Here is a 22,388-nt window from a genome sequence, read left to right on the forward strand (position 1 = left end):
TGGCAATTTCGTTAAGTTAAGTTTGCTTCGGGCTTAGTTACGCATCCCGAAACAGGCGATTCATAACCTTATTTCAACGTGAATCGTTCGATGAATCACCCTGCCGCATTCGTATGACTAATTCGGGATCCAGCATAATCCGCTGAAAACCATTGTCCTGATCATCTGGTGTAGATTCAACAATTGACAGCAGAATCTCAACGGCTTTTCGGCCAATCTGGTAGGGGTGCTGCTCAACCGAGGCCAGGGGTGAATGGTCCATATACGCCGTCAGGGGCAGATTGGCGAAACTGACAAACGAAATGTCTTCATTGATTCGCAGGCCATTTTTTCGGCAAACCTGCATAGCGTCCAGCGCTACGTAATCATTAAAGGCCAGCACCGCATCGGGTCGATTGGCGGTAGTCAACAACTGCGTCATTTTTTGAGAAGTATCATCCGTAGTCAAATCGACTCGTTTCACCAGGGCGCTTTCCACGGGCAGCTTTTCCTCCAGCAGAGCTTTTATATACCCCCGATACCGATCTTCACTGGCTACCAGCGCATGGGGTCCATTCAATAGGGCGATACGTCCGAAACCACGACTGGCCAGCCACTTTGTAGCCTCATACGCCCCTTTCTCCATATCACAGCCCACCTGATGGGTCTCAATTTTGGGCGGTATCCGATCGAACAAAACCACCGGAATACCCCGATCAATCAAATCCTGAATATGCCCGAACTGCTGGGATTCTTTTGCAACCGACAACATCACGCCATCGACCTGATTACGCGCTAGCATGGAAAGTATTTGCTGTTCCCGATCAAACAAATCGTGCGACTGATACAGCGCAACGGTATAGTGATGACTAAATGCCAGCTCTTCGACGCCATTCACAACTTCCGAAAAAAAATTCTCCCGAATTTCGGGCAAAACCATCGCAAACACGCCCGTTTTCCCACTACGGAGGTTTCTGGCCGTTTGACTGGGCGCATACCGTAATTGAGCAGCCAGTTCACGTACAGCTTCGCGCGTCTTCTGTCCAATCCGTGGATTGTCCTGAAGAGCTCGTGAAACGGTAGATGGCGAGATCTTTAATCGACGGGCAATTTCCTTAATTGTAATCGCTTCTTTCATCAGTTGGCTATATCGCTTCTACAAAATAGCCAATTAGGCCATAAACTCGAAATTATTTTCTGTTTTAGACAAACGTTTGCACAGGGTATGACAAACGTTTGCGCAGGCCAATTGGGGCACAATTACTGATTCCGCTTGTTCCAGCCTCTTTATTATAGCGACCAGTTCGACTAATTTCAATCATTCTTTTAAGGCTAAAGTCAACAAAATCAGACTTTTCCATTCCGAAAAATCCCGATCTACTCATGTCTCTCACCTCTCGTCGCTCCTTTATTCGAACGGCAGCCTTAACCAGTGCTGCTGTACCGTTTATGCCTTCTCTCTGTAACGTAGCGCAGGCGGGCAATCAGCCACCGGCACTATCAAAAGTGCGGTTAGGCTTTATTGGCGTTGGCCTGCGCGGACGCAATCATCTTCAGCAGGCCCTCTACCGGCCCGATGTGGAAATTACGGCGCTCTGCGATATTTCGCCCGACTCTATCGCCAAATCCAACGCCATGATCGAGAAAGCGGGGCGAAAAATTCCACCCGCTTACACGAAAGGCGACAACGCGTATCTGGACATGCTCAAACGCGACGACATCGATGGCGTCGTGATTGCTACTCCCTGGGAATGGCATACGCCAATGGCGGTTGCCTCTATGAAAGCGGGCAAATATACGGGTGTGGAAGTTTCGGCAACCGTTACGTTAAAAGAGTCGTGGGATTTGGTCGATACGTATGAGAAAACCAAATCGCACTGCATGATTCTGGAAAACGTCTGCTACCGGCGCGACGTCATGGCGATTCTCAACATGGTACGGCAAGGGATGTTTGGCGAGATGACCTACGCACACTGCGGGTATGAGCACGACCTGCGTAACATTAAATTCAACGACGGCACAGCCCGTGGCGTTGGTGCCGAATTTGGCGAGAAAGGTTTCTCGGAAGCGCACTGGCGGACACAGCACTCTGTCGATCGCAACGGCGACCTTTACCCTACCCACGGACTGGGACCCGTAGCGCACTGGCTCAATATCAACCGGGGCAATCAGTTCGTGCGGCTAACGTCGATGGCGACCAAAAGCCGCGGCCTGCACAAGTACGTCGTGGACAAAGGTGGGGCCAATCACCCCAACGCGAAAGTGAATTTTAAATTGGGCGACGTCGTAACAACCATGGTCGAATGCGCCAATGGCGAGAATATTGTTATCATTCACGACACCAACTCCCCCCGTCCTTACTCGCTGGGGTTCCGGGCGCAGGGTACGCAGGGCATCTGGATGGACGACGGCGATACGATTTACCTGGAAGGTGTCAGCCCTAAGCCGCACCAGTGGGAACCCTTTGCGCCCTATCAGGACAAATACGACCACCCACTCTGGAAACAGCACGCGCAAACGGCTCAGAACGCGGGGCACGGTGGCATCGACTTCTTCGTACTACGTGGTTTCATCGAATCGATCAAAAATCAGGTAGCTCCCCCAATCGACGTGTACGACGCAGCGGCCTGGAGTGCCATCAGTCCATTATCGGAAGAAAGCATCGCCAAAGGAAGCAAAGCCGTCGATATTCCGGATTTCACCCGCGGAAAATGGAAGACCAACAAGCCCATCTTTGGCCTGAACGAAGTGTATTGATTCGCTAAAAGTTTTCATTCTCGCCGGACGGTCGGCCGCTGCCGTTAAAACCCGGCGAGAATGAAAAAACACCGTAAGCCCACCTCCCTATTAATTCCAGCTCTCTTATACAACCACTTACTTCTATGAATAACACCTTTACACGATTACAAACGAGGTATTGCCAGTCGGCGCGCTGGCTTTTCGGGCTCGGACTGGCTTTGCTGACCGTGGCTACCTTTGCGCAAACCGCAGGCACCGTTAGCGGAACCGTGGCTGATCCGGAAAGTGGCCAAGGTCTACCAGGGGTCAACGTGGTAAGCAAAGGATCGTCGCGGGGAACCACGACCGACGGCAACGGACGCTATCAACTAACAGGCATTACGCCAGCGACAATCCTGGTTTTCAGCTCGGTGGGGTATACGTCACAGGAAATCACGGTGGGCAACCAGACGACCATCGACGTAAAACTGTCCAGCGATAACAAAAGTCTGAACGAGGTTGTGGTGCTCGGTTATACGACCACGACGCAGAAAAACCTGACGGGTGCCGCGCAGGCCGTTAGTGCGAAAGAACTGAAAGACGTAACGTCCAATAACGTCGGGCAGTTGCTACAGGGCAAAGCCGCCGGTGTGTTTGTCGGCAATAGCTCCGGCGACCCTCGCACCCCGCCCAAAGTGCTTATCCGGGGGATCGGTACGTTAACGGCTAACTCTGATCCGCTCTACGTCGTGGACGGGGTTATTGGTGGAATTCCCAACCCAAGCGATATTGAGTCCATTACGGTCCTGAAGGATGCAGCCTCTACGGCTTTATACGGTGCGCGGGCGTCTAATGGCGTAATCGTCGTGACGACGCGACGGGGCACTTCCGGCAAAGCCCAGATTACGGCCCGGTTGAACAAAGGCGTTGGCTACTTAAGTCTGGGTAATTTCCGTCTGATGAATGGGCAGGAACTGTATGACCTGCAAAAAGCTGTTTTTCAGCGCGATCGTCCTACGAGCAACGTCAACGATTATCTGCCTGCGCCCGAAGCCAATGCCAACATCAACTGGTTCGATCAGGCCTTTCGTCCGGCGACGAATACACTGGCCGAACTGAGCGCAGCGGGTGGCAGCGATAAAACGCGTTTCTTTCTGAGCGGCAACTACTATCAGGAAGATGGGATTCTGAAAGGAACGGGGTTAAACCGGTTTGGTTTACGGCTCAACTTCAGCCATAACCTCAGCGAAAAATTTCGGGTAAGTCTGAACAGCGCCGGTACGTATACGCGGGGGTACGACGACAGCAACGGCTCCCTCTATGGCGCGTATACATACCTGCCTTACGATGATCCGTATTACAATGGCGTGCCGTATAACCCAATCACTGGAGCCAAGAAATGGTACGGTCGCGACAATGCAAACTTCATTTACAATCAGCAATTCAACACATTTAAAGAAAACACGCTGGCGGGAGATGTGCTTCTGAAAGCCGAATACGACCTGTTGCCCTGGCTTTCGCTCTCAACCACGAACCGGGCGCAAACCAGTTTTTATGGCACCGAGACCAGCCAGGACCTGCGGGGAAATGCGGCCGCCGACGTACAGGGCCGCCTTACGAATTACAACAGCCGTGTTTATAGCTTACTGACGTCTAATCTGTTACGCTTCCGACGCAGCTTTGAGGGTGGCCACAGCCTGGATGGATTAGCCGGGTACGAGTATCAGACGAACGCATTTTCATCACTGGGCGCAACGGGCAAGGGAATCTTCTCGGGGCTAACCATTCTGGACGCTACGTCGCAGCCCGAGAGTATCAACGGCACGAAAATGGATAACGCCTTTTCGTCTTACCTGTTCCAGGCGAACTACGGCTACAAAGAAAAGTATCTGGTCACTACGTCGTTCCGGCGGGACGGTTCTTCGAAATTCGGGCGTGATCGAAAATACGGCAATTTCTACGCCGTGGGGGTAACCTGGATTGCCTCCAACGAAGCGTTCCTGAACAACAACTCAACCCTGAACAACCTAAAATTCCGGCTTAGTTACGGGACCACGGGCAGTGCCAGCGGAACCAATGGATATGGCCCCACGGGTCTTACCGATGGGATCAACGATTATGCCGCGCAGGGCTTATACAGTCTGACGGGCCAGTACGCGGGTACCCCATCAGCAACACCTACCCGAATCGAGAACCCAAACCTGTCGTGGGAAGTCTCCAACAACGCCAACTTCGGAGTCGACGTTACGTTGTGGAACCGGCTAAACGTAACCGTCGATCTGTATAACCGCCTGACTAACAACCTGCTCTTTAATCGGCCTTTGCAGGGAACAAGTGGGTATTCGTTCATTACGGAAAATATCGGCGCCGTGCGCAATCAGGGAATTGAAATCGTTTTATCGGCCGATATTCTCCAAAAAACGGCGCTTAAATGGCGGATCGAAGCTAATCTGGGTATGAACCGGAATCGGCTGACGGCGCTCTACGGGGATCGTACGTTTGTGGCCAATGGAATGCGTCCGTTTGCCCTGGATCAGCCCCTCAACAGCTGGTATATGCGTCGGTGGGCGGGCGTCGATGCGCCAACCGGTGACCCGCTCTGGGAAAAGATCAATACCGATGGTACGGTTACGACGACGAACAACTACAACGAAGCCGCTCTTCAGTTTATCGGCAGCAATGCCAATCCAAAGGCATTTGGTGGCATCCGGCAGGTGCTTAACTGGAAGGGTTTTGAGCTAAACGCGTTCTTCACGTATGCCACGGGCGTAACGCTCTACAACGGCGACCGGAACCTGTTCGACAACGATGGTGCGTATGACCGCTACAACCTGCTGGCTTTGCAGGATGGCTGGAGCCGCTGGGAAAAACCGGGCGACGTAGCAACACACCCCAAATACGTAATCGGCGGCAACAAAAACGCTCAGCGCCCGTCATCACGCTTCCTCGAAAATGGTAATTACCTCCGCCTACGTAACGTCAGTCTGAGCTACGACCTACCGAAAGCGGTGGTTAGCAAAGCCCGGCTGGGTAGCGTACGGCTGACTGCCTCGGCGGATAACCTGTTCACCGTCACGAAGTTTTCGGGTATCGATCCGGACGTAACGGAAACGGGCGAAGTCGGAACGAAGTATCCGTTCAGCAAAAAATTTGTTTTTGGCGTTCAACTCGGTTTTTAAGCAACACCACCTATGAAATCCTATTTTTCCCGTCTCCCACTGCTGGGTATCCTTTTCCTGGCGGGGGCATGCAGCATCGACAAAAAACCCTATAACGGTCTGGCCGAGGATGCCATTCTGCAAAACGCACAGGGCCTTCGAGCCGCTACGGATGGCAATTACACGTTCATTAAAGATTCGGATTACACCCGTAATCTGTACATCATGAACGAGTATCCGGGCGATAACGTCACCCTGAGCGGCACCACGACCGATCCGTTATTTCTGACCTATACGTACCGCCATACTTCTGATCAGGGTAATACGTTGCAGATTTACCGAAAAGGCTATCAGGTCATTGTGGGCTGCAACAAGGTGATTGAAGCCGTCAAAGAAGGTACATCGAAAGAACTGGACCAGATTCTGGGCGAAAATCTGTTTCTGCGGGCCATGGTTCATTTCGATCTGGTTCGCCTGTTTGGTCGCCCGTACACACAGAGTCCGGAAACAAACCTGGGCATCATCATTAAAACCGACTCGAAAGCGGATGACAACGCCACCCGGTCTACGGTTAAAGATGTGTATGCGTTCGTTGTGAGTGAACTACAGCGATCTATCAAACTGATGACAACCGTTCGCACCAGTAGTTACGCTAGTCCGGCGGCTGCCAACGCGCTGCTGTCGCGGGTATATCTGTACATGAACGATAACGCCAATGCGCTCAAGTACGCCGATCTGGTCATTGCCGATGGTCGGTTTGCCCTTGCTACGCCCACGCAGGTTCCTGATTTTTATACTCTAGAAAATGAACAGAATCGGGAAGTTATTTTCGCCATCAAACACACGCTGAAAGACGACCGGGGCTTCAGTGCAATCGGGTCGATGTACTACACCTCACCGGGCGGCATTGGCTGGGGCGAAGTGTATGCCTCGCAGGAGTATCAGGACCTGGTTAACAAGTTTCCGAACGACAAGCGCCGGTCCTTCCTGGTTAAAAAGCTGACGAGCGCCGGTGCGCAGGAACAGCGGAATGGCATCAATAAAGTATACATCACGAAGTTTTCCAATCAGGGCGGTATTCCAACGCTGAGTTCGCCTATCGTACTACGTCTGGCGGAAATGTACCTGAATCGGGCCGAAGTCTACGCCAAAATGGGTGACAACGCCAAAGCCATTGCGGATGTGAACCTGATCCGACAGCGGGCAGGCCTGACAGGAACGGAGCTGTATACCGTAGCCGATCTGAAAGGGTTACCGACCGTGCTGGACGTAGTGCTTCAGGAGCGTCGGCTGGAACTGGCTTTCGAAGGCCACCGCCCGTACGACATCTTCCGCAACAACCGGAGTCTGGTTCGCAACTATCCGGGCTTCCACAACACCACAAACGGCCAGCAGACCGTATTGCCCGACGACAAACAGTTGGTCAATCTGGTACCAGAGTCGGAGATCGTACTCAATAAAAACCTGAAGCAGAACCCTCTTTGAAATAGAATAGCGTTCGGCGTAGTCTGATTGAGTTGGACTGATCAATCAGACCACGCCGAACCTGGATCAATCCTTTTCTGAAATGAACGTCCTCAACTGGATACAAATCTGCCTGTTTCTGACGACCTGTATGCATTTCGGTACACCCGATAAAACACATACCGGTCATGAAGCGAATCTGGTTCGAGTGCCTATCGGGGGAAATAGCTGGGTAACGAATGAATTAGAAAGAGACAAAACCATTTCGAAAGACGGCTTGACAAACTGGTCCAGCCCGGCGAGTACGGTGACGACGTATGTCCGATTTGACAAAGCAGGTTCACTAAATCTATCCATCAACCTACGCGTTGCCGACGGCAAAAGTCGACTACGTGTTACGCTGTTGGGCCAATCGAAAGAGGTTGACGTACAGGGAAGTACGTTTGTTGATTATCCACTAGGCCAATGGTCCGTTGCGAAAGCGGGTTACATAAAAATAGTCTTGCAAGGCATTAGCAAAACGGGCGCTACGTATGCCGACGTAACGAATTTCGGTATCAGTGGTGAAGTTATCGATGAACGCACTGCCTTCGTTCGGGACAATGAGGGCAACTTTTTTTACTGGGGTCGGCGCGGACCGTCGGTGCATCTGCGCTATCCGATTCCCGACGGTGTTGAGGCCGAATGGTTTTATAATGAAGTGACAGTACCGAAGGGCAGCGACATCATCGGGTCGTATTACATGGCCAACGGCTTTGGCGAAGGCTATTTCGGCATGCAGGTCAACTCACCGACGGAACGACGGATTCTTTTCTCGGTCTGGAGTCCGTTCAAGACGGATAACCCCAGCCAGATTCCTGACGATCAAAAGATTTTGCTGGACAGAAAAGGCGCGGATGTCGTTACCAATGATTTTGGCAACGAAGGCTCCGGCGGGCAGAGTTATTTGCGGTACAACTGGGTGGCCGGTCAGACCTATAAGTTCCTATTACGTGGTCAGCCAGTGGAGAATGGCTACACGACCTACACGGCTTACTTCAGGGCACCCGATGCCACCAACTGGCAACTGATCGCCAGTTTCAAACGCCCCAAAACGACAACGTATCTGAAATCGCTTTACTCCTTCCTCGAAAATTTTACCCCCCAGACAGGCAACATCCAGCGGGAAGTGGACTTCTCGAACCAATGGGTCAGAAGCAGAGACGGCCAGTGGCAGGAACTAACGAAAGCCCAGTTCACCGGCGACAATACGGCAAAAAAAGCGTTTCGGATGGATTACGCGGGTGGACTGAAGGATAACAAGCGCTTTTTCCTCCGGAATTGTGGCTTCTTCGATACGTATACGCCCCTCAAAACTGATCTCACAAGACCCGCTCAACCTCAGTCTCCAAACATCAACGTAGCTGTACTTCCCTAAACCTGTCCGATTTACAAAAGCATCCCTCTTCCAAACCGCAGACATCCATGAACCTCTTTACTCGACAACGTAAATGGCTCCGACCGTATTCATACCTGCTCATCGGTTTGTTGCTTCGGGCAGGAACAGCCGTCGCTCAAACACCCGTTGGACTCAGCGGTACCGTTGTCGATGCTGAAAATGGTCAGGGTCTACCGGGTGTGAACGTAGTGGCTAAAGGGTCATCGCGGGGAGCCACGACCGATGGAAATGGTCGGTACCAACTCAGCGTTTCCGACGCCTCGGCGGTGCTGGTTTTCAGCTACGTAGGCTACACCTCGCAGGAAATTACGGTGGGGTCCCAGACAACAATTGATGTTCGGCTGGTTAGCGATAACAAGAATCTGAGTGAAGTAGTCGTCATTGGTTACGGTACGCAGAAGAAGGTCAATTTAACTGGGGCCGTCTCTACCGTAGATGCCAAATTCCTCTCAAACCGTCCCCTCACCAATGCGACGCAGGCGTTGCAGGGCGTTCAGGGTGTTTATGTCAATCAGCCAACGGCCCAACCGGGTGGCGATGGCGCAACGATTCGGATTCGGGGATTGGGAACACTGGGCAATAATGACCCACTGGTGCTGGTCGACGGGATTGCGTATAGCCTGCGGGATGTAAACCCGAACGATATTGCCACCATTTCGGTCCTGAAAGATGCGGCCTCTGCCGCTATTTATGGCAACCGGGCTGCCAATGGTGTTGTTCTAATCACTACCAAATCGGGGCAGAAAGGCAAGGCCCGCGTGGATTACTCCATTTACCAGGGTGTTCAGCAGGTAACCTACCTGCCCGATGCAGTTTTCAGTTCCGTTGACTATATGGAAGGGAAAAACCGGGCACTGGTCAACGAAGGGAAACAGCCGGAATACACCCAGACGATGATCGATGCGTTCAAGGCCAACCCGACTGATTCGGACCGCTATCCCAACACCAACTGGTTCGATGTCCTGTTTCGGAAAGCGCCTATTCAGGAGCACAACCTGCGTTTCTCGGGCGGAAGCGAAAAAACGACCTACTCACTTTCACTGGGTTACCTGAACCAGCAGGGCATAGTGATCGGATCGAAAGCAAATAAATATTCACTCGGTTCCAATATCTCGACGGATATCAACAACCGGTTAAAGGTGGGTTTTAATGTGCAGGGAACTTACTGGGAACGAAACGAACCAGTTGTCGGCAATGCGTATTTAATGAACCTGTCCTTCCGGGCATTACCCACGCAGCCCGATCTCCTGAGCGACGGCCGTTATGGCGATACGTGGGTACGCACTGGCGGGCATCAGGTGTTCCGGCATCCACGGGCGCTGGCAACCGAAGGCAGCAATACCGTCAGTTCGTTACGTACGCTGGCCAACGTCTTTGCCGAATACCAGTTACCGGCCAATTTTCGGTACAAGATCAGTCTGGCAGCCAACTATTACAGCGAATTACGGTCTCGTTTTGTGCCCGTTACGCCCCAGTACGACCCCGTCAACAACGTAACCAATTCGATTGATTACGGCGGCATTCCCCGTAGCGCTTATCGGCTGCAAAACAACGAACTGAACCTGACGATGTTCCACACGCTGACCTGGAATCAGTCGTTCGGGAAACATAACCTAAGTGGTCTGTTGGGGTTCAGTGCCGAAACCTTTAAGAACAGCAACTTCTCGGCCTACCGCGAAGGATTTCTGGATAATAGCCTGACGGAATTAAACGCCGGAACGCTGAACCCACAGGTGACGGGCACCTCGGCGCTCTATAAATTGGTTTCTTATTTTGGCCGGGCCAATTACAATTACGATGAGCGGTATTTACTCGAAGCGAACTTCCGGTACGATGGTTCTACCCGCTTTGCCCAGGGAAATCGCTGGGGAATTTTTCCGTCCGTATCGGCTGGATGGCGTATCAACGAGGAAGCGTTTCTAAAAAACGCGTCGTACCTGTCGAACCTGAAACTACGGGCTTCGTGGGGACAACTGGGGAATCAGGCCATTGATAACTTCAGTTACGTGAATGCGATCGACATCGCGCAGAATTATTCGTTCAACAATACCGTCTCGAACGGAACCGCCGTCAATACGCTCAGTGACCCAGCCATTTCCTGGGAAACGACGACCATCTCAAATATCGGTCTGGACGCTGGCTTTTTCAATAATCGACTCACCGCCGAGCTTGAGTACTACGTCAAGAAAACATCCGGCATCCTGCAACGCGTTACGTTACCCGCCCAGGTGGGCGCACTTACAGGACCGGTACGTAACATTGGTGACGTCGAAAATCGGGGCGTCGAACTCGCGCTGGGCTACCGCAGCAAACTGGGATCGCTGGAGTATAATGTTGGTGGAAACGTAACGTATAACCAGAATAAAATCACGAATCTGGGCGGGCAGGTCCTGTACGGAACAAACACCATTTCGCAGGAAGGTTACCCCATCAACTCCTGGTACATGCTGGACGCGATTGGTATTTTCCAGAACGTCGATGAAGTGAAAGCGTCGCCGGTCCAGAATGCCGCCACCCAGCCGGGTGATATTAAATACCGGGATGTGAACGGCGATAATAAAATCGACAATAATGACCGGATCATTACCGGTACTACGTTCCCAAAATACACCTACGCGGTCAACGTAGGGGCTCAGTGGAAGGGATTCGATTTCTCGGCACTGTTGCAGGGGGTTCAGGGCATCAATACGTTCCCGACACTAAACTACTCACAGCCGTTCAACAACGGAGCGGGAGTTACGCGCAACTGGCTAACCGACTCCTGGACGCCCGACAACCCGAACGCTTCGTTACCCAGACTGACAACGTCGAATGGCTATCCGCAGAATTTCCAGGCGTCGACCTTCTGGTTGTATAATCTGTCGTATCTGCGGCTGAAAAACATTCAGATTGGTTATACGCTACCCAAAGCGCTTACGCAGAAAGCCAGAATCAGTTCGGTTCGGGTGTATGCCAACGCGCAGAATCTGGTAACCTGGTCGCCGTTCAAACTGGCAGACCCTGAACGGACCATCAATACCAGTACGCTGTACGAATACCCATCAGCCTCGACCATTACCGCCGGCCTAAACGTCAGTTTCTAATCCTCAGCTCGCTATCAATCATGAAAAAGCTCACCCTCTTCCTGTTACTGACTGGCGTTCTGGGTTGTAAAGAACAGTTTTTAGACGTCAGTCCTACCGATCGCTATACGGAGCAGAACTACTGGCAAACCGAATCGCAGGCCATAGCCGCTGTTTCGGGTGTGTATGCCGCGTTAACCAATGGTAATTTGTATGGCGGAGAAACGCCACTGCTCTTCGACGATCTGACCCCCAATTCGTATAATTACGTGAATACGAACGGGTTCAACATCATTGCCCTGGGTAATCATGACGCGGCCAATTCCGCGATCATTACCAGCCGCTGGACGGCGAATTACCGCGTTATTGGCCGGGCTAACGACGTACTGACCAACATCAGTCGCGTCACTATGGCGGATGCGTTACGGAAACGGCTTATTGGCGAAGCGAAATTTCTGCGCGCGCTGGGCTATCTGGATTTGATTACGTTATATGGTGGCGTTCCGCTGATCGTTGATAAACCTGCTCTGGAACAAAGCACTTTACCGCGCAATTCGGTGGATGAAGTGCGGACGCAGATCCTGAACGATCTGGACGCAGCCGCCCCTGATTTACCCCTGACGTATACCGGCACGGATAAAGGGCGCATTACGCGCGGAGCAGCACTGGCCCTGAAAGCCCGGACGCTGTTGTATGCGGGCAAGTGGACTGAAGCCGCTACGGCGGCAAAAGCCGTCATGGACCTGAAAACGTATAGCCTGGTTCCTGTTTACCGGAACGTATTTACGCTGGAAAACGAAGGCAATTCAGAGGTAATTTTCGACATACAGTTTAAGTTTCCGGAAATAACCAACAGCTTCGACGTATCACTGCAACGCTACGACAATGCTGCTCCTACGCAGGATTTGATCGATAGCTTTTACATGACCGATGGAAAAAGCATTACGACATCATCGTTGTACAACCCGCAGAAACCGTACGAAAACCGCGATCCGCGTTTTTATCAGGCATACGCCTATCCGGGTAGCACCTATCTGGGTGCCGTCGTGAAAGACAATCAGTTTGCGCAGACGGGTTATGCTCAGAAAAAGTACACCATCTATCAGGATAATGTCGTACCTGCTACGATCAAGACCGATGGTCAGTCGGAAATCAACTACATTCTGCTACGGTACGCGGACATACTTCTGATGTATGCCGAAGCCCAGAATGAAGCCGCTGGCCCGGATGCTACGGTCTACGACGCCTTGAATCAGATTCGGAAACGGACGGGTATGCCCAACGTAACAGTCGGGCTAACAAAAGACCAGATGCGGGACGAAATCCGGCATGAACGACGGATCGAGCTGGCGGGCGAAGGACTGTATTACGCGGATATTCGGCGCTGGAAAACAGCGGAAATCGTCATGAACGCGACGGTCAGGAATTTTAAGGGCGTCGTGGTGGCAACGCGTCGGTTCAACGCTCAGCGCGATTACCTATGGCCCATTCCCTCCACCGCGATTCAGTTCAATCCGGCGCTCGAGCAAAATCCAAATTTTAATAAATAGGTTGGTTTATGTATGGCGCGGTTATTGTTCCTTTCGACCGCGCCATCATTGTATATCGCCGACAACTACCCCGCTGAACGTATGAAAACGTCCCGACAGCCTAAACTCTTCCTGCCAGCCTTAGCTACGTCCTTACTCCTGCTAACCAGCTATTTGTTCATTAGTTACACACCCAGAGCCTCCACAAAACCCAACATCATTTACATCTACGCGGATGATATGGGATACGCCGAGCTGGGGTGCTACGGGCAGCAGAAAATCCGTACGCCAAACCTGGACCAGATTGCCCGCGAAGGCATGCGCTTTACCCAGCATTACACGAGTATGCCCGTTTGCGCCCCCGCCCGCTGTATGCTCCTGACGGGCAAACATGGTGGTCATTCCTACATCCGGGGCAACTACGAAATGGGCGGCTTTCCCGATTCGCTCGAAGGGGGCCAGATGCCGTTGTATCCGGGTGCCTTTACGATTGGCAGAATGTTGCAACAGTCGGGGTATACAACGGCCTGCATCGGCAAATGGGGATTGGGCATGGCCAACACAACCGGCAATCCGAATGAGCAGGGATTCGATTATTTCTACGGCTATCTGGATCAGAAACAGGCGCATAACTTTTACCCGACACACCTCTGGGAGAACGGTAAACCCGACAAGCTGAACAATCCGGTTATCGACGTTCACCGGAAACTAACCCCCGAAACCGCTACGCCCGAAGCCTTTGCCTATTACCGGGGCAAGGAGTACGCCATCGACAAAATGGCGCAGAAAGCGCAGGCGTTTGTGCGTGAACACAAAAACAGTCCGTTCTTTCTTTATCTGCCCTTTACTGTTCCGCACGCATCCCTCCAGGCGCCCGAAGCCGCGGTTCAGGAATACGTCGGAAAGTTCGGCGACAAGGGGACCGTCGAGCAGCCTTATCTGGGTCAGAAGGGTTACGCTTCCACGCCCTATCCGCGTGCTACGTATGCGGGCATGATTACGTACATGGACAAGCAGGTTGGCGCGCTGATGCAACTGCTGAAAGAACTGAAGCTTGATGAAAACACCATCGTCATGTTTTCAAGCGATAACGGCGCTACGTTCAACGGAGGGGTCGAAGCGGCTTATTTTAATAGTGTCGGCAAGCTACGGGGCCTGAAAATGGACGTGTATGAAGGAGGCATCCGCGAACCCATGCTGGCTCGCTGGCCGGGAAAAATCAAGGCCGGGCAAGTGACTGATCACGTATCGGTTCAGTTTGATCTGCTGGCTACGCTGGCCGAACTGGTTAGCTATAAGCAGCCCGTAAAAACGGATGGCATTTCCTTTCTCCCGACGTTACTGGGGCAGTCGGTTAGCCAGAAAAAGCATGCCTACATTTATTGGGAATATCCCGAAAAAGGCGGGCAACTGGCCATCCGACTGGGAAATTGGAAAGCGGTGAAGACAGGCATCCGCAAAAATCGCAAAGGTCCCTGGGAAGTGTACGACCTGAGTAACGATGAAGGGGAAACCACCAACGTAGCAGCTCAACACCCGGATTTAATTACTCAATTTGATGCGATTGTTGCGCGCGAACACATACCGGCTCACATTAATGAGTGGGAGATCATTGCCCCGAAACTAGCCGCTACGTCTAATCAATAGCTTTTAGAATGACATGAATAACCAAGCCATCACCGTTTCTACCCCCGGCCGTATCTGCCTGTTTGGCGAGCATCAGGATTACCTGGGGCTTCCCGTCATTGCCGCAGCCATTTCCTGCCGGATTCAACTAACCGCCGAACGTACCAGCCAGCCGATCGTTCAATTGGATTTACCGGATATTGGTAGTCAGGCGCGGTTCAGCTTAACTGAATTACCGCTGGCGTATACCCATGATCGGGATTATTTCCGGAGCGCCATCAACGTATTGCTTCGGAAAGGATTTCACTTTGGTAGTGGTATTGACGGTGAGGTCAGCGGTGAAATTCCCATCAATGCGGGTACTTCGAGTTCATCGGCACTGTTGATTACCTGGCTTAATGTACTCAGTCAATTAGCCGAGAATCCGCAGGTGTTAACGCCTATGCAGCTGGCAGAACTGGCTTACGAAGCCGAAATACTGGAATTTGGCGAACCGGGCGGCATGATGGATCACTATTCAACGGCAGTAGGTGGCGTTATCTATCTGGAATCACAACCGGCCATTCACCTGGATACGTATCAACCCAAACTGGGAACATTCGTGCTAGGCAACTCGCAGGAGCCAAAAGATACCATTGGCATTTTGGGGCGGGTAAAGTACGGCATGCTACGTATCGCGAAACAGTTGGCCACCTTGAATCCAGAATTCTCTTTGCATACTACCCCAATCTCGTCCATTTCAACCTACAAGGACGTATTAACCAAAGACGATTACATCTTACTGAAAGGAACGCTGTCGAATCGGGATATTTTACGGGAAGCGTTGGCCTTGTTTCAAACCTCGGCAAACGCAGACAGCCCACTGGATGACGTTAAACTTGGACAATTGTTGACGGATCACCATGCCAACTTACGCGATGCCCAGCGGATTTCGACGCCCAAAATTGATCGGATGCTCGACGCTGCCTTATCCGCGGGTGCGTTAGGTGGTAAGATCAACGGCTCGGGCGGGGGCGGCTGTATGTTCGCCTATGCGCCGAATAATCCCGAAACCGTAGCAGAAGCCATTGAGCGGGCTGGCGGTCGGGCCTATATCGTCACGGTAGCGGAAGGTACGGTGAGTCAGCCTGAGCTGGCAAAGGTTTCGATGAGGTAACTTGTCTATGCCTGTATATTCGTTCTCGAATCAGATCAGAAACTCCCGTCAAACACCTTTCCCGTTTTCAAATCTTTCAGCACAAACGAGTTGACCGTACCGACGCCCGAAAACCGAATTCTAACCCCATACACGCGCTTGAGCGGCTTCGTGTAGTGGGTTTCGTATACCTTTCGGTTATTGATAAAAATTCGGGCTTGCCTGTCGATAACGTTCAGCGTTAAGGTTCCGCCCGAACGAAGATCAGCACCCAGAAAACTTAAATCATCGCGGGAGCCATTTTTGGAAACGTCAGATAGCTGCAAGTCAATCCAGTGAACGCAGCCGGGCTTCATTACGTCAAAGGTGTGTTGCGACGACTCGCCCCAAACGGCAACACCCACCTGCGAACAGCGAACGCCCGCTCGGTCAGGCGAGGTTTTTACATGGGTAGTCAGTTCAAAATTATCCCCATCAATGTCAGTAAGATGACTATTGATGAACTGCATGAAAAACGTCCGATTGGTATCAACCCCCGCATGAGCCGCTTCCAGCGCACTGACGCGATGCCGTCCGTTAACGAAGAGATTCTGAACGTCAACCGGATACACCCGCGTCGTGTCGTGCATCATATCGGCGGTAGCTGACCAACCCTTCGTTTGTAAATACACAGTGGCCGTATCGACTCTGCGTTCGTTTCGTTTCAGGATGGCAAAATACCGACCGGGCCGCTCGTAATAATGGGTGTATAGACTATCTGTTGGGTTTACCTGCACCCGCTTGCCATCCCCAAAATGAATCGTATACGTAGCAGTCTCGTCCATAACGGGCTTTGTCCGACGAAATTCAAAAACGGCTGAGTGCGGGTTTTCACCCAATGGATTTCGGCAGACGAGTTGTACTCCATCCATTGGTTCGGCAGTTGGTCGTATCCATACGAACAAAAGAATCGCGAGCAGAATCGCCCCGCCAAACAGTGTGGGCTTCAGCCAGGGTTGAGGAATATGTCGTTTGTGGGCAGGAGTTTCTGAAACAACCGGAATCAGTGTTACGCTACGTTCATCGGCTTTTTGCTCGGCCTGTCGTTCTGACCAGTCCTGTACCTGAACAAAATGCTCCCAGTCCGGATGGCCAATGTAGCTGGCCAGCACATCCCGGGTTGCTTTTTGAGGATAGTAACGTGAGTCGGTCTTAATCTTGCCAAAAATGCGCTTCAGCGTGTTCGGGCTAATCCGTACCCGCGTTTTCCTGAACAGGATATGACTCAGGCTAACGTAGTCGCTATTGGTCCATTGACTCCAGTCAGGCTGTCCATATGTTTCGCCTACCCGCTGGCAACAAACCTCCAGCTGATAAAAAAAATCGGCTTTACCTACTTGTCCATTTTCCGTAATCATGTCGCCTAATACTCTGAATTTTAGATAGTTGGCTTGTCCATAATTCCGATTAACAAAATGGTCAGGCTCTTTTCACAATCACCATATAATCCAAAATTACCTTTGTATACGCGCATTTCATTCGAGTCCGTCGCGGGAGTATTGATACAGAAACTATAAATATCTGAATTTTATGCGACAAACACTTTTACTATCCTGCGTTGTTTTTCTGGGATGGCTGTCGCCCTTGCTGGCGCACCCCCCTCCGCTCCTTCATCAGGAAATCGGCCGAAGAGCATCGGCTAGTCTTCTTGCCCATAGTCTACCGCGGAAGCACCAAAAAGAGTTGACTTCTACGGTGAATATCCCGTTACTTGCTGAATCAGTTAAGGCCGATGATCGGGTCGTTACGGGCGTTATCACCGACGAAAAAGGAGTAACGCTGCCGGGCGTTAGTGTGCTGCTGAAAGGAGCCGATCCAACGGGGCGGCAGCGGGGAACGGTCACGGATAGCAAGGGCCTGTTTCAGGTATCCGTCCCGGAAAAAGGAGCCATACTGGTGATCAGTTTTGTTGGTTATTTATCGCAGGAAATCGCCGTTGGCACGCGAACAAATCTCACGGTTCAACTGGCACCCGACACAAAAGCGCTGGACGAAGTTATTGTCGTTGGCTATGGCACACAACGACGAATTGAAACAACGGGGGCCATTGCTTCGGTAAAAGCGGCCGATCTGTTGCAAACGCCGGTAGCGAACGTAGCGCAGGGGTTACAGGCACGGGTGGCGGGGGTACAAATCACCCAGAATTCCGGAGCGCCGGGCGGTAATGTCAGTGTCAGAATCCGGGGTACGAATTCGATCAATGGCAGCTCCGAACCGCTCTACGTCATTGACGGTATCCAGATTTCCAACAGCGGGGGCATTACCGACGTGAGTCCGCTGTCGCAGATTAACCCGAATGATATTGAGTCGATTGAAGTCCTGAAAGATGCGTCATCGACCGCCATTTACGGAGCGCGGGGGGCCAACGGGGTGGTACTGATCACCACAAAACGCGGTAAAGAGGGCGGTACGCGGGTTAGTTATGAAGGATACGGTGGGGTGCAGCAGGTCAACAAAACATTGAACGTCCTGAACGCCCAGCAGTTTGGTCAACTTGAGAATGAAGTGTATAAACGGTCGATCTACGCCGATCCTACCAGTCTGGGCGAAGGCACCAACTGGCAGAATCTAATTTTCCGGAAAGCACCCATCCAGAGCCATCAGCTTTCGGTATCGGGCGGGAATGCGAAAACGCAGCTGGCGCTATCGCTAAATTACTTCAATCAGGATGGCATCATCAAAAATTCGAACTTTTCCCGGTACTCGTTCCGCTCGAACATCGATCATCGGATCAATGACCGGATTCGGATTGGTACCAGTCTTTACTACGGGTATTCCATTAACAGTGGGGTTAGTGTAGGCGGTACAGGGTCAGACGTAACCAGCAGTCGGGCGGGTGTACTCGGGGCAGCCCTGGCCGCTCCGCCAACGCTGGTTCCTTATCGGCCGGATGGCAGCGTGTTTCCGTTCCAGGATCAGATGAACGGGCAGTATCAGGAAGTGTCAAACCCGCTGAATTACATTACGCCCATTAATCGGCAAACGACGCAGCGGATTCTGGCCAACGTGTACGTTGACTTTTCGCTGTTCAAAGGCTTAACGTATCGTCCCAGCTTCAATGCCGATTTGGGAACTACCCTGGCCGAGTTCTATTCACCGCTGTCGCTGTTGAGTCAGTCTCAACTGGCTTCGGGCGGAGGCAACGCAACGAATACCAGTTCGTATGGCCGGACGCTGCTGCACGAAAGCATCTTTACGTATCGCACGCGCCTGGCCGAGCATCATACCCTCACCGTTACGGCGGTACTGGCTACGCAGGCCAATGTGAATCAGAGTTATGACCAGACGGCGTCCAATTTCCCGAACGACGTAACCGAAAACAATTCCATTGGCCTGGCGGTGAACCAGCGCATCAAAAGCGAAAAGAGCAAATCCCGGCTGGATTCGTATCTGGGACGTATTAACTACGGTTACAAGGACAAATACTTTCTGGATCTGACGGCCCGCGCCGATGGATCTAGCAAGTTTGGCGAGAATAACAAGTACGGTTTTTTTCCTGCCGTAGCCGGTGCCTGGCGGATCGTGGAAGAGCCATTCATGAAATCGGTGCCGATTGTTTCCGATTTGAAACTACGCGGCAGTTGGGGCATTACCGGAAACGCCGGGGCAATCGACCCGTATCAATCCCTGGCTACGGTTAGCGCGTCGGGCCTGAATTACAATTACAACCACAACCCCGTAACGGGCATCAATCCCAGTGCCATTCCTAATCCGGACCTGAAATGGGAACGCTCCACGCAGGTCGATATCGGGCTGGACGTTAGTCTGTTTCACAATCGTTTGTCGGTCGTAGCCGATTATTACAACAAACGCACCGACAACCTTCTGTTCCAGAAAGTTTTACCGATGTCGTCGGGCTATACGGCCCTGACCGGCAATTTCGGTTCGATACAGAACAAGGGGGTTGAATTAGCCGTCAATGGCCGGATTATACCGGGCAGTGGTCGTGGCCTTCAGTGGGATGCGTCGGCGAATATCACCGTTAACAAAAACGAAGTATTATCGCTCGATGGTATTCTGGACGAGCTGCCCCGTTCAGCCTATGCTCTGCTTAAAGTCGGCTACCCGATGGGCCTGTACCGTACCTACGTATTTGACGGCATCAGCCAAACTGGTGAAACCATTTTGTCTGGCTACGATGGCCGGGTGGGAGGTCAAAAAGTGAAAGATCTCAACGGCGACGGCACCATTACAGCCGCCGATCAGATGATCGTGGGCAATGCCCAGCCCAAGTACATTTTTGGTTTCTCGTCGTCTCTCCGCTACCGGGGCTTCGACCTGAATCTGTTCGTACAGGGCGTTCAGGGGAATAAACTTATGAATCTGTTCCGCTATACGTTCGAAACGGCGCTGGGTCAGCAGAACGTACTGGCAGGGCTGGTCAATCGGTGGTCGGCAACGAACCCTAGCAACGAATATGCCAGCGGTTTTCAGGGTGGTCGACTGCCTCTATCTGATCGGTACATTGAGGATGCTTCGTTTGTTCGGCTGAAAAACGTTTCGCTGGGTTACACACTGCCTAAGATTAAAGGGATCAGTCAGCTTCGGGTTTATGTCAGTGCCAACAACGCGCTGACCCTTACAAAGTACTCCGGTTACGATCCGGAAGTGAACAACTTCGGCAACGCCACGACGCAGTTTATCGACAACGGTACGTATCCCATTGCCCGCTCGTATCTGGGTGGCTTACAGCTAACATTCTAATTTTCATCGCCTTTTCCAATGAAAACAAGACAAAAGCAAATCCTGCTGCTGGCCTTATCGGGCTTAACGTTTTCGTGCAGCAACCTGGAAGAATCGGTGTATTCATCCATTTTCACAACCAATTTTTACAAAACAGCCTCGGACGCTGAAGCGGGCATTAAGTCGGCGGCTGGCTCGCTGATCAATCTGTATGGCTTTCCGCTGGTAGCCGTTTCTGATTTCGCGGCCGACCAGGCTTATCCCCGGGCCGTAGTTGGCCGGAATACCATTACATTATTCACCTACGACCCGTATTTTACCGCCCAGCGCAACTCGGGCCGTCACGAAACCGAAGGACCGCAGGGGGTCTGGCGATTCAGTTACAAAGGCATTGAGAACGCCAACTGGGTGATTGAGAAAGTCCCGGCGATTCAAATGGATGCCCAGCGCCGAACCGAGATTCTGGCGGAAGCCTACGCACTACGTGGGTTGTATCACTGGACACTCACCAAGACGTTTAACGAAGTTCCGGTGAAAACGAAAGCCAGCACCAGCGAAACTGAATCTCTCGTCGGCAAAAGTTCACGGGCCGATATCTACAAACAGATTTACGGCGATTTGGATCAGGCCATTGCCGGACTCCCCTCCTACTCAGCCAGTTTAGTAAAAGGCCGACCATCGAAAGAAGCCATTCAGGGCCTTTACGCGAAAGTAGCGCTCTACAATGAGGACTGGGCCAAATCGTTGCAACTGGCGCAGGCAGTCATTAACTCGGGCAAATATTCGCTCATGCCGAACGTACTGGATGTGTTCGACGTCGACAAAGAAGATGCGGCACGGGTCGAAAACATGTGGGCCGTTGAAGCCGATCGGGTAACGCCCAGCCGCTGGCTAACGGTTATGGGTATTGCCGGTCCCCGGAATAGTTCGGGCATCGATTACGCCAAAGTGTCGTACGGTTCCTGGTTTGCGTATCAGGCTTTCTTTACTTCGTTCGATACGAAAGACAAGCGTCGTCAACTGCTGGACACAACCTATCGCGATGTTGCCAACAAGACCGTTACCCAAAAAGACATTACGCCCATTACGCCCAAAGGCGTTCTGATTCGCAAATACCGTGATCCAAATTCGATTGGGGAAGCGAATAATTGCAATTTCCCGATCATCCGACTAGCCGACGTTTACCTGGTTGCGGCCGAAGCCGAAGCGCGCCAGAACGGAGCAACGGCCACGGCGTATGGTTACGTGAATACCATTCGCAAACGGGCGGGCCTGGGCGATCTGACGCCGGGCCTCAGCAAAGACGCCTTTATCGCGGCTATTCTTCAGGAACGTTCCTGGGAGTTGTTTGCGGAAGCAGACCGCTGGTTTGATCTTACACGAACGAACACCTTCCTGACGGTTATTCCCAAAGCAGTCAATGATGTATACCCGACCCGTTCTCCGCAGGCCAAACATCGCTATTATCCAATTCCACTGGAAGAGATTCAGGCAAATCCAAAGCTGACGCAGAATGCGGGCTGGGAATAGTCAGATGCATCATTCTTAATTGACAGG

General features: G+C 52.0%; 12 protein-coding genes. 10 read left to right on the top strand and 2 right to left on the bottom strand.

Annotated elements, in window-relative coordinates:
• Positions 1-73 precede the first annotated feature (73 nt).
• Positions 74-1,117 (bottom strand): LacI family DNA-binding transcriptional regulator, encoded by a 1,044-nt coding sequence (locus tag IC230_RS28245; RefSeq protein WP_191042421.1) that lies wholly within the window; start codon positions 1,115-1,117, stop codon positions 74-76.
• 245 nt (positions 1,118-1,362) lie between these two features.
• Here IC230_RS28245 and IC230_RS28250 point away from each other — a divergent pair, with 245 nt between their 5' ends.
• The 8 genes from IC230_RS28250 to IC230_RS28285 all read left to right on the top strand — a co-directional run bounded on the left by IC230_RS28250 (position 1,363) and on the right by IC230_RS28285 (position 16,130).
• Positions 1,363-2,736, top strand: a complete 1,374-nt coding sequence (locus IC230_RS28250) for a Gfo/Idh/MocA family protein (RefSeq protein ID WP_191042422.1) — start codon at positions 1,363-1,365, stop codon at positions 2,734-2,736.
• A gap of 125 nt (positions 2,737-2,861) precedes the next feature.
• The gene (locus tag IC230_RS28255; protein WP_191042423.1) at positions 2,862-5,876 is read left to right on the top strand and encodes a SusC/RagA family TonB-linked outer membrane protein; all 3,015 of its coding nucleotides are present in this window, start codon (positions 2,862-2,864) and stop codon (positions 5,874-5,876) included.
• 12 nt (positions 5,877-5,888) lie between these two features.
• Entirely contained in the window at positions 5,889-7,340 is a 1,452-nt protein-coding gene (locus IC230_RS28260) for a RagB/SusD family nutrient uptake outer membrane protein (protein WP_191042424.1), read from the top strand.
• 82 nt (positions 7,341-7,422) lie between these two features.
• Positions 7,423-8,736, top strand: a complete 1,314-nt coding sequence (locus tag IC230_RS28265; protein WP_191042425.1) for a DUF3472 domain-containing protein — start codon at positions 7,423-7,425, stop codon at positions 8,734-8,736.
• 47 nt (positions 8,737-8,783) lie between these two features.
• Positions 8,784-11,840 (top strand): SusC/RagA family TonB-linked outer membrane protein, encoded by a 3,057-nt coding sequence (locus IC230_RS28270; protein WP_191042426.1) that lies wholly within the window; start codon positions 8,784-8,786, stop codon positions 11,838-11,840.
• Positions 11,841-11,860: 20 nt separating this feature from the next.
• Complete coding sequence (locus tag IC230_RS28275; RefSeq protein WP_191042427.1) at positions 11,861-13,369, top strand: RagB/SusD family nutrient uptake outer membrane protein; 1,509 nt, start codon at positions 11,861-11,863, stop codon at positions 13,367-13,369.
• A gap of 81 nt (positions 13,370-13,450) precedes the next feature.
• Positions 13,451-14,995, top strand: coding sequence for an arylsulfatase (locus IC230_RS28280; protein ID WP_191042428.1), 1,545 nt, complete (start codon positions 13,451-13,453; stop codon positions 14,993-14,995).
• Positions 14,996-15,008: 13 nt separating this feature from the next.
• Positions 15,009-16,130: a GHMP family kinase ATP-binding protein gene (locus tag IC230_RS28285; RefSeq protein ID WP_191042429.1), complete on the top strand. Its 1,122-nt coding sequence runs from the start codon at positions 15,009-15,011 to the stop codon at positions 16,128-16,130.
• 35 nt (positions 16,131-16,165) lie between these two features.
• Here the strand turns inward: IC230_RS28285 and IC230_RS28290 are convergent, their stop codons facing one another.
• Positions 16,166-17,506 (bottom strand): hypothetical protein, encoded by a 1,341-nt coding sequence (locus IC230_RS28290; protein ID WP_191042430.1) that lies wholly within the window; start codon positions 17,504-17,506, stop codon positions 16,166-16,168.
• 172 nt (positions 17,507-17,678) lie between these two features.
• Here IC230_RS28290 and IC230_RS28295 point away from each other — a divergent pair, with 172 nt between their 5' ends.
• Together IC230_RS28295 and IC230_RS28300 are read left to right on the top strand one after the other, a co-directional pair.
• Positions 17,679-20,852, top strand: a complete 3,174-nt coding sequence (locus IC230_RS28295) for a SusC/RagA family TonB-linked outer membrane protein (protein WP_223860902.1) — start codon at positions 17,679-17,681, stop codon at positions 20,850-20,852.
• A gap of 18 nt (positions 20,853-20,870) precedes the next feature.
• Positions 20,871-22,361, top strand: coding sequence for a RagB/SusD family nutrient uptake outer membrane protein (locus IC230_RS28300; RefSeq protein WP_191042431.1), 1,491 nt, complete (start codon positions 20,871-20,873; stop codon positions 22,359-22,361).
• Positions 22,362-22,388: the final 27 nt, after the last annotated feature.

The organism is Spirosoma validum (assembly GCF_014699035.1).
GTDB lineage: Bacteria > Bacteroidota > Bacteroidia > Cytophagales > Spirosomataceae > Spirosoma > Spirosoma validum.